The sequence below is a fragment of the Streptomyces sp. S465 genome (assembly GCF_026898115.1).
GTDB classification, from domain to species: Bacteria; Actinomycetota; Actinomycetes; order Streptomycetales; family Streptomycetaceae; genus Streptomyces; species Streptomyces luomodiensis.
Genome location: NZ_CP114036.1, coordinates 7,298,135 through 7,314,372, shown reverse-complemented (window position 1 = coordinate 7,314,372; position 16,238 = coordinate 7,298,135). Strand labels below are relative to the sequence as shown.

The 16,238-nt window shown below is 73.5% G+C and carries 13 protein-coding genes; 10 read left to right on the top strand and 3 right to left on the bottom strand.

What is annotated here, in order from left to right; translation table 11 throughout:
* Nucleotides 1-66: 66 nt before the first annotated feature.
* The 5 genes from N6H00_RS30940 (at nt 67) to N6H00_RS30920 (ending at nt 7,491) form a co-directional block, all read left to right on the top strand.
* The gene (locus tag N6H00_RS30940) at nt 67-1,263 is read left to right on the top strand and encodes a PAS domain-containing protein (protein ID WP_268975121.1); all 1,197 of its coding nucleotides are present in this window, start codon (nt 67-69) and stop codon (nt 1,261-1,263) included.
* 627 nt (nt 1,264-1,890) lie between these two features.
* Complete coding sequence (locus N6H00_RS30935) at nt 1,891-2,856, top strand: TIGR03557 family F420-dependent LLM class oxidoreductase (protein WP_268975120.1); 966 nt, start codon at nt 1,891-1,893, stop codon at nt 2,854-2,856.
* Nucleotides 2,857-2,923: 67 nt separating this feature from the next.
* Nucleotides 2,924-4,729, top strand: a complete 1,806-nt coding sequence (locus tag N6H00_RS30930; RefSeq protein ID WP_268975119.1) for a thiamine pyrophosphate-requiring protein — start codon at nt 2,924-2,926, stop codon at nt 4,727-4,729.
* A gap of 99 nt (nt 4,730-4,828) precedes the next feature.
* Nucleotides 4,829-5,395: a type 1 glutamine amidotransferase domain-containing protein gene (locus N6H00_RS30925; RefSeq protein ID WP_268975118.1), complete on the top strand. Its 567-nt coding sequence runs from the start codon at nt 4,829-4,831 to the stop codon at nt 5,393-5,395.
* Nucleotides 5,392-7,491: a catalase gene (locus N6H00_RS30920; RefSeq protein ID WP_268975117.1), complete on the top strand. Its 2,100-nt coding sequence runs from the start codon at nt 5,392-5,394 to the stop codon at nt 7,489-7,491. Before N6H00_RS30925 ends, N6H00_RS30920 begins: the two co-directional genes overlap by 4 nt.
* Before the next feature lie 1,247 nt (nt 7,492-8,738).
* On the opposite strand, the gene N6H00_RS30915 is transcribed toward N6H00_RS30920, so the two are convergent.
* Both N6H00_RS30915 and N6H00_RS30910 read right to left on the bottom strand, forming a co-directional pair.
* Complete coding sequence (locus N6H00_RS30915; protein WP_268975116.1) at nt 8,739-9,314, bottom strand: TIGR03086 family metal-binding protein; 576 nt, start codon at nt 9,312-9,314, stop codon at nt 8,739-8,741.
* Nucleotides 9,315-9,320: 6 nt separating this feature from the next.
* Nucleotides 9,321-9,857, bottom strand: a complete 537-nt coding sequence (locus tag N6H00_RS30910) for a phage holin family protein (protein ID WP_268975115.1) — start codon at nt 9,855-9,857, stop codon at nt 9,321-9,323.
* 240 nt (nt 9,858-10,097) lie between these two features.
* On the opposite strand from N6H00_RS30910, the gene N6H00_RS30905 reads away from it, so the two are divergent.
* The 5 genes from N6H00_RS30905 to N6H00_RS30885 all read left to right on the top strand — a co-directional run bounded on the left by N6H00_RS30905 (nt 10,098) and on the right by N6H00_RS30885 (nt 13,584).
* Complete coding sequence (locus tag N6H00_RS30905) at nt 10,098-11,267, top strand: baeRF2 domain-containing protein (protein WP_268975114.1); 1,170 nt, start codon at nt 10,098-10,100, stop codon at nt 11,265-11,267.
* A 61-nt stretch (nt 11,268-11,328) separates the two neighbouring features.
* A complete protein-coding gene (locus tag N6H00_RS30900; RefSeq protein WP_268975113.1) occupies nt 11,329-11,712 on the top strand; it encodes a DUF2795 domain-containing protein in 384 nt (127 codons plus the stop codon).
* Between the two features lie 147 nt (nt 11,713-11,859).
* Nucleotides 11,860-12,243: a CBS domain-containing protein gene (locus tag N6H00_RS30895; protein WP_268977178.1), complete on the top strand. Its 384-nt coding sequence runs from the start codon at nt 11,860-11,862 to the stop codon at nt 12,241-12,243.
* A gap of 154 nt (nt 12,244-12,397) precedes the next feature.
* Nucleotides 12,398-13,207, top strand: a complete 810-nt coding sequence (locus N6H00_RS30890) for a class I SAM-dependent methyltransferase (protein ID WP_268975112.1) — start codon at nt 12,398-12,400, stop codon at nt 13,205-13,207.
* Between the two features lie 23 nt (nt 13,208-13,230).
* Entirely contained in the window at nt 13,231-13,584 is a 354-nt protein-coding gene (locus tag N6H00_RS30885; protein ID WP_268975111.1) for a VOC family protein, read from the top strand.
* Between the two features lie 330 nt (nt 13,585-13,914).
* Here N6H00_RS30885 and N6H00_RS30880 read toward each other — a convergent pair whose 3' ends face one another.
* Nucleotides 13,915-16,212 carry a DUF5107 domain-containing protein gene (locus N6H00_RS30880; RefSeq protein WP_268975110.1) on the bottom strand — a complete coding sequence of 766 codons (2,298 nt, stop codon included), beginning with the start codon at nt 16,210-16,212 and terminating at the stop codon, nt 13,915-13,917.
* Nucleotides 16,213-16,238: the final 26 nt, after the last annotated feature.

Genomic DNA, 16,238 nt, shown 5'->3' with positions numbered 1-16,238 from the left:
CCACGCCATTGAGCCGAAAACACCACCCATGCCGTGCGCCGCGAACGGTCAGGCTACGGTGTGCCCATGCCAGGGGCGCAGGAATTTGGTGCGGAGCTCAAAGACTTCCGCAGACGGGTGGGCGAGTTGCGGGCCGCGCGGGCGCTGCCCTCGCAGGAGCGGCTGTCCCTGCTGGACGCCGCTCTTTTCGAGCTCCAGCATGTGGTGGACGTGCTGTGGCCCAGGTACGAGGAGCTGGCGGCCGCCTCCCCGCGCCCCGGCGGCGGCCGGGGCGACCCGCAGGAACAGCAGCTGCTGCGGGCGCTGTTCCAGCGGATGCCGGTCGCGGCGGTGCTGCTGGACCGCGAATCCGTGGTGCGGCGGATGAACTTCGCCGCCACCCAGCTGTTCAACACCCGCGCCGGTTACGCCACCGGGCGCCCGCTCACCGCGGCGCTGCGGCGCGACGGGCAGGCGGCGCTGCGCTCGCAGGTCGCCGCCGTCGCCCGCGGCGAGGGCGACCGCAGCCTGACGGTGCGGCTGTCGCAGCCGTCGGCCGACGGCGAGGCGCGGGTGACCCTGGCCGCGCTGCGGCCGCCGGGCGAACCCCATCCGGCGGTGCTGGCGGCGTTCCAGCCCGGAATGGCCGACCACCCGGCGGGCGCGGGGACGGCCGCCGGGGCGTGGCACGCGGAGTCCCGGCCGGATCTGGCGGAGGTGACCCGCCATGCCCAGCTGCTGGACCTGGTCGACGACATGACGACGGCGCTGCTGAAAGTGGCGCTCGACGGCGGCGGGCCGGAGCCCGTGCTGGTCCGGGCGGCACAGGTGCTGCACGGCCGGTTCGCGGACTGGGTGATCGCCGACCTGGCCCCGGAGACCGGCTCCGACGCCCCGCGCCGGGTGGTGGCGCTCGGCCCGCCGGACGCGGCGGGCGACCGTACGGAATCCCTGGCCAAGCAGGACCCGGCCGGCTGCCCCCTGGTGGTGGACGCGCTGTCCGACGGGGTCTCCGCGCTACGGGTCGGGCAGCCCGACGCGGACGCCTTCGGGCGGGACGCGACGGGCGCGCCTGTCCTGGTCCGGGAGGAGGTCACCTCGCTGCTGTGCATACCCCTGCGCACCTCCGCCACGGACCCGGTCCGCGGGGCGCTCACGCTCTTCCGTACGGGCGGGCGCGCGGCCTTCGAAATGGCGGAGGCGGGCGCGGCGGACCGCATCTCCCGCCATATCGCCCTGACCATGCCCCGCACGACTCCCCGCACCCCGGCCGCCGAGACGTAAGCGGCGCAGGGCACCCCGGGCGGCACCAAGGCCGCCCGGGAACACCCACGCGGACGTAACCGCGCCCACCAACGCGTCACCGCCGCGCGTCGCCCCGGCGGGCGCGGGAACGGCCGCCGGGGCGTGGCACGCGGAGTCCCGGCCGGATCTGGCGGGGGTGACCCGGAGGTCGACTCCGACGCCCCGCACCGGGTAGTGGCGCTCGGCCCGCCAGACGCGACGGGACGACCGTACAGAATCCCCGGCCAAGCAGGACCGGCCGCCTGCCGCCGCCAGCGCCACCACGCGCGGCCACGCAGCCGCCGCCCACGCCACGTAACCGCCCGCCGCGTGGATACGCAGCCGCCGCGCACGCCGCGCGGCCACGTGAGCGCCGCCCGCGCCACACGATCACCTAACCCCCGCCCGCGCCACGCGGTTCCGCTCGGCTCCCGGGCGGCTCCCGGGCAGCTCCCGCCGGGCCCCGGGCGTGGCCCGGCCGGGCCACGGGCGGAACCGGGGCGCGCCCCGGTCCCGGCGGGGACCGGGGCGCCCCGTGCCCGCCCCGCGCCCCGCCGACCGAGGTTTTCTTCCCCGAGCGCCGGTTACCCGTCGCATCTGCCGCATCCCGCGCTCGAGGAGGGCCCCATGACCGAGTACGGCTATTTCCTGGCCGCCGAAGAACACGGGCCCGCGGAGCTGGTCGAGCAGGCCCGGATGGCGGAGCAGGCCGGGTTCCACGCGTTGTGGATCTCGGATCACTACCACCCCTGGAACGACGCCCAGGGCCAGAGTCCCTTCGTCTGGTCGGTGATCGGCGCCCTCGCACAGGCCACCAGCCTGCCCGTGCAGACGGCGGTGACCTGCCCCATCATCCGTATGCACCCCGCCATCGTGGCCCAGGCGGCCGCGACCAGCTCGGTGCTGCTGGAGGGCCGCTTCCGGCTGGGCGTGGGCAGCGGCGAGGCGCTGAACGAGCATGTGCTCGGCGACCACTGGCCGACCGCGCCGGTCCGGCTGGAGATGCTGGAGGAGGCCGTGATGGTGATGCGGCAGCTGTTCGAGGGGCGCCGCGTCACCCACTACGGCAAGCACTACACGGTGGAGAACGCACGGCTGTACACGGTGCCCGAGGAGCCGGTGCCCATCGACATCGCGGCCTTCGGATCGGCCGCCGCGGCGCTGGCCGGGCGGGTCGGTGACGGCTTCATCACCGTGGTCCCGGACGCGGAACTGGTGGCGCGGTTCCGGCGCGGCAGCGGCGCCGGCGGCAACAGCAAGCCGGCCCGCGGCGGACTGAAGGTGTGCTACGGCCCGGACCCGGACGAGGCGCTGCGCACCGTCCACCGGCTGTGGCCGACCGAGGCGCTGCCCGGCTCACTGCTGTCGACGCTGACCACCCCGGGCCAGTTCCAGCAGGCCGCCGAGCTGGTCACCCCCGAGCGGCTGGCCGAGCGGGTGGTCTGCGGGGACGACGCGGAGGCGCATGTCGGCGCGCTGAAGGCGTACGCCGATGCCGGATTCGACACCGTCTACGTCAACCAGATCGGTCCCGATCAGCGCGGCTTCTTCGATTTCTACCGCACCAAGGTGCTGCCGCAGGTGGCCGGTTGAGACCTCAGGCGGTCACGGCCGGATCGCCGAGTGGCCGAAAGAAACCCCGAACGGAGTGATGACCCACATGACCATGAAAGTGGCCGACTACCTCCTCGCCCGGCTGTCCGAATGGGGCGTCGAGCATGTGTTCGGCTACCCGGGGGACGGCATCAACGGCCTGCTCGCCGCATGGGGGCGGGCCGACAACGAGCCCCGGTTCATCCAGGCCCGGCACGAGGAGATGGCGGCCTTCGACGCCGTCGGCTACGCCAAGTTCAGCGGCCGCCTCGGCGTGTGCGCGGCCACCTCGGGCCCCGGCGCGATCCATCTGCTGAACGGGCTGTACGACGCCAAGCTGGACCATGTGCCGGTGGTGGCCCTGGTCGGCCAGACCCACCGCAGCGCGATGGGCGGCTCGTACCAGCAGGAGGTGGATCTGCACAGCCTCTACAAGGACGTGGCCTCCGACTTCCTGGAGACGGTCACCGTCCCCGAGCAGCTGCCCAACGTCCTGGACCGGGCGATCCGCACCGCCTACGCCCGCCGTGCCCCCACCGCCGTGATCATCCCGGCGGATGTGCAGGAGCTCGACTACTCCGCGCCCACCCACGAGTTCAAGATGGTGCCCTCCAGCCTGGACCGCAGCGGCTGGTCCGCGGTGCCCTCCAGCACCGCCGTGGACCGGGCCGCGGAGGTGCTGAACGCGGGCGAGCGGGTCGCGATCCTGGTGGGCCAGGGTGCCGCCGGGGCGCGCAAGGAGGTCCAGCGGATCGCCGACACCCTCGGCGCCGGTGTCGCCAAGGCGCTGCTCGGTCTGGACGCGCTCGGCGATGAGCTGCCGTACGTCACCGGCCCCATCGGGCTGCTGGGCACCCGCCCCTCGTACGAGATGATGCGGGACTGCGACACACTGCTGACGATCGGCTCCAGCTTTCCGTACGCCCAGTTCCTGCCGGAGTTCGGCACGGCGCGCGGGGTGCAGATCGATCTCGACCCGCACATGATCGGGATGCGCTATCCGTACGAGGTCAATCTGGTCGGCGACGCCCGCGAGACCCTGCTGCGGCTGCTGCCGCTGCTGGAGCGCAAGGAGGCGCGCGACTGGCAGGAGGAGATCATCGGGGGTGTACGGCGCTGGCGCGAGGTGATGGCCCGGCGCGCGGAGGTGTCCGCCGACCCGATCAATCCCGAGTACGTGGCCCACTGCCTGGATCCGCTGCTCCCCTCCGACACCGTCCTCACCTGCGACTCCGGCTCCGTCGCCAACTGGTACGCCCGCCATCTGACGATGCGCGGCGAGATGCGCGCCTCGCTGTCGGGCACGCTGGCCACGATGGGCTGCGGGGTGCCGTACGCGATCGGCGCCAAGTTCGCCCGTCCCAACCGGCCGGCGGTGGCGCTGGTCGGGGACGGCGCGATGCAGATGAACGGCATGGCGGAGCTGATCACGGTGGCGAAGTACCACCACCTGTGGGAGGACCCCCGGCTGGTGATCGGCGTCTGGAACAACCAGGACCTCAACCAGGTCACCTGGGAGATGCGGGCGATGGGCGGCGCACCGCAGTTCCGGCCCTCGCAGGAGATCCCCGACGTGTCCTACGCGCGGTTCGCCGAATCGCTCGGCATGACCGGCATCCGGGTGGAGAAGCCCGAGCAGGTGGCGGACGCGTGGCGCCGGGCTTGGGACGCGGACGGCCCGGCGGTCGTGGAGTTCCTCACCGATCCGGCCGTGCCGCCGATTCCGCCGCACGCCACCTGGGAGCAGATGGAGGCCACGGTCGAGTCGATCGTCAAGGGCGACCCGGACCGGGCGGGCATGGTCCGGCAGGGCCTGAAGGCGAAGGTGCAGGACTTCCTGCCGCACCGGAAGAAATCCTCCGAAGAGGCGTGACGTACCCGTTTCGACCCCGTCCGGCTGGCTACCCGCCGCACCGGACGCACGCATGCGAGACGCGAGAGCGATATCCGGACCGGAAGGACGTGAACAGCAATGAAGGTCGCCTTTCTCGTCGCCCCGGAAGGCACGGAACAGGTTGAGCTGACCGACCCCTGGCAGGCGGTCCGGGACGCCGGTGGCACCCCCCGGCTGGTGTCCACCAAGCCCGGCCGCGTCCAGGCTTTCCACCATCTCGACAAGGCGGACACCTTCGAGGTCGACCAGGTCGTGAAGGACGCGACGGTCGACGAGTACGACGCCCTGGTACTGCCCGGCGGCGTCGCCAACCCCGACTTCCTGCGCCTGGACACGGCGGCCGTCGCCTTCGCCAAGGGCTTCTTCGACGCCGGCAAACCGGTGGCCGCGATCTGCCACGCCCCCTGGACGCTGGTGGAGGCCGACGTCGTACGCGGCCGCACCCTCACCTCCTGGCCGAGCCTGCGCACCGACATCACCAACGCCGGCGGGACGTGGGTGGACGAGCAGGTCAAGGTCTGCACCGGCGGCCCCAACACCCTGATCACCAGCCGTAAGCCCGATGACCTCAAGGCGTTCCACGAGGCGTTCCTGGAGGAGTTCGCGAAGACGGCGAAGGGCTCGACGAAGGGATCGGCACGATGACGGAGAACCGCAAGGAGCGGCAGCGCGAGAAGTACCGTGCCGCCGATCCCGCCGAAGGCCCGCTGACCACCGACCAGGGTGTGGCGGTCGACCACACCGATGACTCCCTCACGGTGGGCGAACGCGGCCCGACCCTGATGGAGGACTTCCACTTCCGCGAGAAGATGACCCACTTCGACCATGAGCGCATCCCGGAGCGGGTCGTGCACGCGCGGGGCGCGGGCGCCTACGGCTACTTCGAGCCGTACGAGTCGTGCGCGGAGTTCACCCGCGCCGCCTTCCTCCAGGACCCGTCCGTGCGCACCCCGGTCTTCGTACGGTTCTCCACCGTGCAGGGGCCCCGGGGCTCGGCGGACACGGTGCGCGACGTGCGGGGCTTCGCGACGAAGTTCTACACCTCGGAGGGCAACTACGACCTGGTCGGCAACAACATGCCGGTCTTCTTCATCCAGGACGGGATCAAGTTCCCCGACTTCGTGCACGCGCTCAAGCCGGAGCCGCACAACGACATCCCGACCGGCGCCTCCGCCCATGACACCCTGTGGGACTTCGTCTCGCTCCAGCCCGAGACCATGCACATGATGATGTGGCTCATGTCGGACCGGGCGATTCCGCGCAGCTTCCGGATGATGCAGGGCTTCGGCGTGCACACCTTCCGCTTCGTGGACGCGCGGGGGCGCGGCACCTTCGTGAAGTTCCACTGGAAGCCGAAACTCGGCGTCCACTCGCTGGTGTGGGACGAGGCGCAGGAGTGCCAGGGCCGCGACCCGGACTTCAACCGGCGCGATCTGTGGCAGGCGATCGAGGCGGGTGAGTACCCCGAGTACGAGCTGGGGGTGCAGCTGGTCCCGGAGGAGGACGAGTTCAACTTCGACTTCGATCTGCTCGACGCCACGAAGATCATTCCGGAGGAGCAGGTGCCGGTGCGGCCCATCGGCCACATGGTCCTGGACCGCAACCCGGACAACTTCTTCGCGGAGACCGAGCAGGTGGCCTTCCACACCGGGAACGTCGTCCCCGGTATCGACTTCACCAACGACCCGCTGCTCCAGGCCCGGAACTTCTCGTACCTGGACACTCAGCTGATCCGGCTCGGCGGCCCCAACTTCTCGCAGCTCCCGGTCAACCAGCCGGTCGCCCCGGCCCGGACCAACCACCGGGACGGCTACCACCAGACCGCGATCCACCAGGGCACCAACTACTCCCCCAACTCCCTCGGCGGGGGCTGCCCGGCGATCGCGGGCGCGGACGGCTATGCCTTCTCCCACTACGCGGAGCGGGTCGAGGGCCACAAGATCCGCAAGCGGAGCGAGTCCTTCAAGGACTTCTACAGCCAGGCCGCGCTGTTCTGGAACAGCATGAGCGACTGGGAGAAGCGCCACATCGTGGACGCCTTCCGCTTCGAACTGGGCAAGGTCGGCGCGGTACACGTACGGGAGCGCACCGTCGATCAGCTGGCCCACGTCGACTACGACCTGGCCTCGCAGGTGGCCCAGGGCATCGGCGTGGCGAATCCGGAACCGGGCGCCGCCAACCACAAGCCGCAGTCCTCGCCCGCGCTGAGCTTCGACAACCTCCAGGGCGACGGCTCGATCCGCACCCGCCAGATCGCGGTACTGGTCACCGACGGGGTGGACACCGAGCAGCTCACCCAGGCCCAGGAGGCGCTCACCGCCCAGGGCGCCGTCGTCGAGGCCCTCGCCGCGCACGACGGCAAGGTGCGCGGCGCCGACGGCAACGGCTACGCGGTCGACCGCGCCCTCCCCACGGTCGCCTCCGTCCTCTACGACGCCGTCCTCCTCCCCGGCGGCCCCACCGGCACCCCCGACCTGGCCTCGGACAGCACCGCCATGCGCTTCGTCCGCGACGCCTACCGCCACGGCAAGCCCATCGGGGCACTCGGCTCCGGCGTCGGCATCCTGGCCACCCTGGAACCGGAGGGCCTCCACATCGCCTCGGGCCACGGCCACGTCTGCGCCGACCGCGGCGTGGTCACGGACGCGACGACGGGCACGGCGAGCGAGGAGTTCACCCAAGCCTTCACCGAAGCGATAGCCGCCCACCGCCACTGGGACCGCCCAGCAGTCCGCTGCTGAATTCCGCGGGGCGCGGTTCACCCGGTTCCGGTGCATGGGTGATGGGTGTGGGGCGGCCCCCTCCGCCCCACACACACCCGCACGGCCCCGGGGCGCGCCCACCCGCGCCCGCGCCGCCCGCGCATGGGGCGTGCCCACCCGCGCCGCCTGTGCATGGGTGGGCCCACCCGCGCCGCCTGCGCACGGGTGCGCACGCCGGCGGCGCCTGTCCATGGGTGGTATGCCCACCCGTAATGCCGCCCGTCCAAGGGGGTGTGCCCCACCCGTGCCGCCTGTGCACGGGGGTGTCCACCCGTACCGCCTGCGCACGGGTGCGCACGCCGGCGGCGCCGCCTGTACGCGGGGTGGACAGCAGGCCCACGACCCCACTCAAGGGCGGGCACGCCCGGCGCGTCGCCGCGCACGGGTGGGGCGCACGGGTGGCAACCGCACCCGTCCCCCAACCGCCCAGGGGCGGGCACGCCCACACCGCCCCGCTCACGGCGGGGTAGGCACACCCGCAACGCCCACCCACGGGTAGCCGCACCGGCACCCGCCCACGGGGCAGGCACGCCCGCGCCGCCGCACACGGGGGGGGAGGACACGGCCGGCCACGCCGCCGCGCACGGGTGGGCAACCGCACCCGCCCCCCAACCGCCCAGGGGCGGGCACGCCCACACCGCCCCGCTCACGGCGGGGTAGGCACACCCGCAACGCCCACCCACGGGTAGCCGCACCGGCACCCGCCCACGGGGCAGGCACGCCCGCGCCGCCGCACACGGGGGGAGGACACGGCCACGCCGCCCATCCGCCGGTGGACCTTGCGGCCGCCGCCGCTGACCATGGATGGCGCACACAGGCGGGCACGCCCCGCGTCTCTCACTCACGGATAGCCCCACACCCGCAGCGCCCGCCCACGGGTAGCCACACCGTCCACGGAGCAGGCACCCCCGCGCCGCCGCACACGGGGGTGGACACGGCCACGCCGCCCACCCGCCGTAACCCGTGGACATACCGCGGACATGCTTGCGGCCGCCCGCCCAGAGGTGTGCCCCACCCGCACCGCTGACCACGGGGTAGGCACGGCCCGCGCCGTCCGGCCGTGTGAAGCCGGACCCGTGCCGCCTGTGCGTGGATGGGCACGCCACCGTGGCCTCCGGGCCATCGCCGGGTCCGCTGTGCGCGGGGGCCGCGGCGGAGTTCCGGTGGGGGTCGAGGGGGCGGAGCCCCATCGGTTCGGGAAGGGGCGGGGTGGGGGACTCACACGCCTACGGCTCGCGCCCCAGCAGCGCCAAGAGCCGGGCCTGCGCATCCGCCCCCGGCGGCGGATCGACGGGCGCCGCGAAAAGCCCGCTCTCCTCCAAATCCGCCGCGTACGGCGCGACCTCCCGCACCGAAAAGTCCACCAACGACCGCGGAATGCGCTCGTCCGCCCCGATGGCCCGGGACAGGTCCCATGCGTGCACGGCCGCGTCGGCCGTCATCTGGGCGCAGTAATGCGTGGCGGGACTCTCCCCGTACGAGAGCTCGACCATCCGGTCGAGGGCCCCCGGCTCCCGGAAGGCGTCCCGCGCCGCGGCCGCCGCCGCGTCCCACGTGGCGACGGGATCGTCCCCGAGCAGATCGCCCTCCAGCGCATCGCCCTGGTCGGAGACGCTCGTCCCCTCGTGGATCAGCGGCGGCACCCACATCTGCTCGACCGCGAGATGGTTCACCAGATCGCGCACGGTCCACTCGGTGCACGGCGTCGGGCCGTCCCACTGATCGGGCCGGATGGCGTGTACGCGCTCGGTGAAGAGGTCCAGGGCCTCGCGATGCCTGGCCAGTAGCGGATTCTCAGCCATGGGCGATCACCCCGTCTGCGGAGGGGGAGGCGGCGGAGGAGGCCCTCCGGCACCCGGAGGCGGCGGAGGCGGCGGAGGTCCCCCCGCCCCCGGAGGCGGAGGCGGCGGAGGCGGCGGAGGCTCCGATGGCGAGGGCCCGGCCGAAGGGCCGGAGGGGCCAGAAGGAGCGCCCTGGCCCGCAGAAGGACCACCAGGACCCGAGGGCGCCGAAGGAGCGGCGTGCCGCGGCGCAGCCGCGGGCCCCGCCCCCCGCCCCGCCGAATTCTTGAGCCACCCGGCCGCCACCAGCAGCAGCACGAACACGACCAGCGCCGCCGCCCACGCCGGAATGGCGATGGCGAAGAGCAGCACCAGGCACGCCGTCAGCGCACCTCCCGCGTACAGCGCGGCCGCCGCCGCGCCACCGTAGAGGCGGACGGCGCGCCGCCCGGACTGCTCGCGCAGCTCTCTGCGTACTTCTTCGCGGACTGCCCGCGCGACCGGTTCCGCCAGGTCCCCGGCCGACGGCAGACCCGCCTTGGGATAGGCCGATTTGTCAGTCATGTACCGCCGGGTACCCGTGCCCCACCGCCGTTAACAGGGGCACGGGTACCCGGACCTACGCAGGGCACGGCGTCGGACGCGGCCCCTGATGTCCCACGTCCGACGCCGCTCCTCACTCCCTACGGGCCGCTCGGCCGATCGACGGGTCCCCCTCCCCGGGGTCGTCAAACGTCCGCACGAGCCCGTGTTGACGACGTGGTGAGGGGTACGCGTGGGGGACGCAAAACCTGGAGGGAGTACATGCGACTCGGACATCTCCAACCGCTTTACGACCGCCCTGGCCCGTGGGCCAGCGTCTACTTCGACACCTCGCACCCCGACGAGTCCGCGGCCGAGGAACAGGAACGCGCCGCCCGCGAGGCGAGCCGTCGGCTGGAGCGGCAGGGCGCCGACCAGGACACCTGCCGTGCGGTGTACGACAGGCTGACCGCGCTGCCGCCCGCCGCCGGGCCGGCCGGGTGGGCCGTCTTCGCCACGGCCGGTGAGGTGGTCGTCGACCTGCCGTTGCTGACCCCGCCGCCGCTGGGCGAACCACCGTGCTGGTCGGCGCTGCCACACGTGGGGCCGCTGCTGGAGCTGACCGGCGAGGACCCGTCCTGCCTGGTGGCCTACATCGACCGCACCGGCGCGGACGTCGAGCTGCGCCACGGGCGCGGTGGCGAGCGGGTCGGCTCGGTGCGGGGACGGCAGTGGCCGGTGCACCGGACCGCCAGCGCCGACTGGTCGGAACGCCACTTCCAGCTCAAGACGGAGAACACCTGGGAGCACAACGCGGCGCTGATCGCCGATGAGCTGCGTACCTGCCAGGAGGAGACCCACGCCGATCTGCTGGTGCTGGCCGGGGACGCGCGCGAGCGGCGCGCGGTCCACGACCAGCTGCCCAAGCCGCTGCGCGAGGCGGCCGTGGAGACCCCGCACGGGGGCCGCGCCGCCGGTTCCGCCCCGCCCGGCACCCATGCCGCCCGGCTGCTGGAACAGGAAGTGGACGAGGCGCGCGCACAGTACACACGGGAGCGCGACGAGGCGGCGATGGAGCGGTTCCGGGCCGGCCGGACGCCCTCGGGCGGGCGCGTGGCGGCCGCCGAAGGGGTTCCGGCGCTGGTCGACGCGGCGCGTGAACACCGCATAGGCTCGTTGCTGGTACGCCCCGACGGGGTCGACCTCTACCGCGAAGTATGGGTCGGCACCGAACCGGACCAGGTCGCATTGCGCCGTACCGATGTCCAGTACCTGGGCGATGCCCGGCCGTCCCCGGCCCGCGCCGACGACGCGCTGATCCGCTCGGCCGTGGTCACCGGCGCCGAGGTGCTGACGGTGGCGCCCGCCGACGAGGAGACGGACGGCGGCGACATCCCGGTGGGCGGCCTGGGCGCACTGCTGCGCTGGCCGTACGAGGGCGATACGGAGTGACACGTCTCGGGACCGCGACCGACCCGAGAGACAAACGGACCCGCTGAGGAAGGGGACCGACATGCAGCGAGGCAGCGACCGGCTGAGCGTCCACAAGGACGATGAGATGAAGCACGAGCTCCAGGGACTGATCCGCTCCGGGCACCCCACCCGGGCCGAGGAGTGGCACGACCCGGAGCCGTCCGCCGACGACGACCCGGAGGTGACCCTGGGGCCGGTCCCGGCCCGTGGGACGACCGGTCAGGCCGAGGCGGTGCGGTTCGAATTCGCGCGCCGCCTGGGGCGTACGTCGTTCCCCGCCGATCGCGAGGCGCTGCTGCGCACCCTGGAGGATCGGCACGCACCGGACGGCCTGATGGACCTGGCCGAGGAGCTGCCCGCGGACCAGACGTTCCACACCGTGCAGGAGGTGGTCTCGGCACTGGGGCTGCGCCCTGGGACGTAGGAGCCCTGGGACGTAGGAGCCCTGGGAACGTAAGGAAGGGCGAGGAGATCGAGGTCTCGACGCGTCTCCGTCGCGCATGAATGGCAGGGCGCGGCCGGGGTACTGCGGGCAGCACATCACCCACGAAGGAGTGGACAGATGTCACAGATGTCCCAGGACCCGCCGCGCCATGTGCGGGACGTCATCACACGGCCCGTGGTCTCGGTCCACCCCGATGCCTCGCTGGTGGAGGCCGCCCAGCTGATGCGCGCACAGGACATCGGCGAAGTGCTGGTGGCCGACGGCGGGAAGCTGCTCGGGGTGCTCACCGACCGCGACATCACCCTGCGCGCGGTCGCCGAGGGCGTCGACCCCCTCGCGGTCACCTGCCATGCGGTGTGCACCGCGGACCCGGTGACCATCGGACCGGACGAGGAGGTGGCCGAGGCGGCCGCGCTGATGCGGCGGCATGCGGTGCGGCGGCTCCCGGTGGTCGAGGCGGGGCGTCCGTTAGGCGTGATCAGCCTCGGCGATGTGACCGAACCGCCCTAGGCAATTCCCGTGCCCCGAAGGGGGCGGTGGGGCAGACCCCACCGCCCCCTTCGCCATGCACCCCTCACTCACATCGTGAGACAGTTCTTCTCGTGATACGAGATGCCCTCTACGGTGGAGCTACCGAACACCGGCCCGAAGGGGGAGTTCCACCATGCCGAAGGACGCCGCCGTCTACACCCACGGTCACCATGAGTCGGTGCTGCGCTCGCACACCTGGCGCACGGCGGCCAACTCCGCGGCGTATCTGACCGGCCACCTCAAGCCGCATATGCGCGTCCTGGACATCGGCTGCGGGCCCGGCACCATCACCGCGGACCTGGCCGAGCTGGTCCCCCAGGGGCAGGTCACGGGCGTCGACGCGGCGGGCTCGGTCCTGGAGCAGGCCCGCTCACTGGCCGAGCAGCGCGGACTGGCCAATGTCTCCTTCGCGGTCGCCGACGTCCACGCGCTGGACTACCCCGACGACTCCTTCTGCGTGGTCCACGCCCATCAGGTGCTGCAACACGTCGGCGACCCGGTGCGGGCGCTGCGCGAGATGCGGCGCGTATGCGCACCGGGCGGGCTCGTGGCGGTGCGCGACGCCGACTACGCCACCATGACCTGGTATCCGTCCGTCCCGGGCATGGACAGCTGGCTGGATCTGTACCACCGGGTGGCACGGGCCAACGGGGGCGAGCCGGACGCCGGACGCCGGCTGCGTTCCTGGGCCCTGGAGGCGGGGTTCACCGATGTCACCTCGACCGCCACGGCGTGGTGTTACGCCACCGAGGAGGAGCGGGCGTGGTGGAGCGGTCTGTGGGCGGACCGCACGGTCGCCTCCTCGTACGCCCGGCTCGCGGTGGACGGCGGCCATGCCACCGAGGACGAGCTGCGGTCCATCTCGGAGGCGTGGCGGACCTGGGGCGAGGCCCCGGACGGTTGGTTCGCCGTCCTGCACGGTGAGATCCTCTGCCGCGTCTGAGCAGTTCAACTAGGCTCGCCCGCATGGATATTCTGGGGACTTCACTCCGTGTGTGCGTCGACGATCTGGACGCGGCGATCGCCGTCTACGAACGGCTGACGGGAGCCGAGGCGGTGCGCTTCCAGCGCGGTCCCGTCTCGGTCGCGGCGGTCGGCTGCTTCTTCCTGATGAGCGGCCCGGAGTCGGAGCTGTCGATTCTCCGTAAGATCACGGCGACGATCGCGGTGAAGGACGTGGACCAGGCGGTCGCCGACCTCACGGCGGTCGGCGGGCAGATCGTCGCCGGTCCGCTGCCCGCCCCGGTGGGCCGCACCCTGGTGGCCCGCCACCCCGACGGCTCGATCTTCGAGTACGTCGACCGGAATCCGATGGCGTGACCCGCCCGTGAACACACCGTCCGGCAGACCCGTCGGGAGGGCCAGACCCTTCAAGAGGGCCAGACCCGCCAGGAGGGCGGTCCCGGATCCGCGGTGATCTCCTCGTGGTCGGTCTCCTCGTAGAGACCGTCCACGTCACGGAGGTCATCGCGCTCGATCCGGACCGCCTCCGCCGCGGCGGCCGGCCCGCCGGTCGAGCCCTCCTGGGAGGAAGCGTCCCGCTCTCGCGGGAGCGCGGGGCCCGGCCCCCGCCGCGCCGGCCTCCGCCTCCAGCCACCTCACCGGCCCGTCCCCGGACCCGGCCGACTCCCCCGCCTCCGGCTCCATCGGTCAGCCGCCCGTGCAGCGATTCCGCTCACGCGCTTCCACGCTCGTGGTGCTCCGCGCAGGACGGCGCCCAGCGGGCCGCAGGTCCCTATACAGGCCGGCAGGTCCCTCTGCGGGCCGCATACGGAACTCATAGCGCTCGGGCAGCGGATGCTCGGCCCGCGCCCGCCGCCGCACCTCCTCGGTCAGCGGCTCCCCGGCCCCCGCCACCAACCGCTCCGCGACCGCGTACCAGGTGTCGCTCAACGCCTCGTCGCCCTCGCGCAGATCGCAGACCTCGAAACCCTCGTCGAAGACGGCCCGTGCGGCCGGGGCGTCGCCCTGGGCCAGCAGCACTTGGGCGCGCACCAGGTGGAAGCGGCCGCGGGCCCGGATGGCGGGGCGCAGCGCGTCGAGGACCGCCCGTGCGTCGTCGGCGCGGCCGGCCGCGAGCAGCGCGGCGATCGCCTCCCGGCCGAGCGCCGCCTCGGCCGCCTCGGCCGCTTCCAGCGCGACCGGATCGGCGGCGACGGGCGGCGGGGCCAGGGAGACGGCGGCCGACGCCCCCGCCCCCGCTGCCGCGCCCGCCGCCTCCGGCACCGGGACGTCCGGCACCGGGGCCTCCGGCGCCGGGACCGGTGCGGACTCCTGCGCGGCGTGTGCGGCGGCCGAGGCGAGGAGGAGCCGTACGGCGCGCAGCAGCCGCTCCGCCGCGCGCGCCGGATGACCCGACGCGGTGTCGGCTACGGCCAGACAGCGCAGTGCCCAGGGCGTCTCGGCGCACCGCAGCGACCGCTCCCAGCTGCGCTCGGCCTGTGCGCGGTCGCCCGCATGCCACTGGGCGACGCCCAGGTGGTACTCGGCGGCGGCGGTGGAGGGGACCGCTTCGAGGAGGTCGCGCCAGGCGGGCGCGACCAGGGAGGCGCCGGGGCCGACGAGGGAGGCGTCCGGCGCCCAGTCGGGCAGGGCGCCGGTGCGCAGCAACCGGCGCCAGGGTTCCTGCTCCTCGCCCAGCGTGCCCGGGTCGAACGGCGTACCGGGCAGCTCGAAGCCGCCGCGCTCCACCTCCAGCGCGCCCCAGCCGGAGCCGGTGGCGAGGTGCTCGGCGGGTTCCGCGTCGGCGTGCGGGCGCCAGGCGGCGTAGGCCGCGTCGACGGCGGCGCGCGGCAGCGCCGCCTCCAGGCGGGCCTCGGTCTCGCGGCGGGCGGCCGCCCAGTCGGCGCTGTGGACGGCGGCCGGGTCGGCGGACAGCGGTCCGTACGCCTCCAGCCAGGCGAACTCCTCACCCGCCTCCAGCGGGACGTGCTCCAGCTGGGTGCGGGCCAGCCCGGCCTGGATCTCGGCGTAGCCGCCGGTGCCGGGCTCGGTCAGCCACCGCTGCCAGCGCCGCCCGCCGGGCCCGGCGCCCCAGACGAAGAGCTTGCGGCCGCGCAGCAGATCGGTCGAGGTCTGGACGAGGCCGCTGCCGTCGGTGTCGAGCGAGGCGATCCAGCGGCGGGCGCCCTCGGGCACGTCGTAGAAGTAGTCGGCGGGGTAGGCGCCGCGCAGCGGATAGCTGCGGTCGGCGCCGTCCCACTCGGGGACCGGGACCCGGCGGAGGGTGCGGGCGTAGCCGAAGTGCCAGGCGTCGTCTGCGGGGGCGAGGACGCGGGTGTGCTCGTCCTCGGGGACGGCGATGTTGGACCACCAGTAGACGGGGGCGGGGTGGTGGTGGGGGTTGCGGATCCGGACACCCACGTAGAGGAACGCGGAGTCGGCGGGCAGCCACAGATCCACTTGGAAGGGCAGGTCGCGCAGCCGCTCCCACTCCCACAGCCGCACCATCGCGCCCCCGTCGGCGGCGTCGGGGGCGGGGACCCGGGCGGCGTGCAGGGGTGCGCAGGACAGGGTGGTGTGGCCGGTGGCGCCGATGTTCCACTCGATCCCGCCGGAGAACCAGGCGCCGTTGAGCGCGAAGTCGGCGGGCTGGCACACGGGGTTGCGGTAGAGCAGCTCACGGCCGGTGGCCTTGTGGACGAGTGAGTGGACGCGGCCGCCGAGTCCGGGCAGCACGGTGGCCCGCAGCCGGCCGTTCTCCAGGACGATCGCGTCGAGCGTGGCGGGGGCGCGGTCGCGGCCGTAGCCGTCGCGCAGCCGCACCGGCAGCACCGAGCGCAGTGGCTCATAGGCGACCTGACGGGCCATGTCGGCCGGGAGTGTGGCCCGGACGCGGTCGTCCACGCGGTGCACCTCGTCGAGGGGGTGCAGCGCGGGCAGGGGGTTGTCCGGCCCGAGAGGGGCGGTGGGAAGGGTCAGGGTGGTGCGTCGCACGCTCGTGGCCACGGGCTCCCTCGCTCCGACTGCCTTGG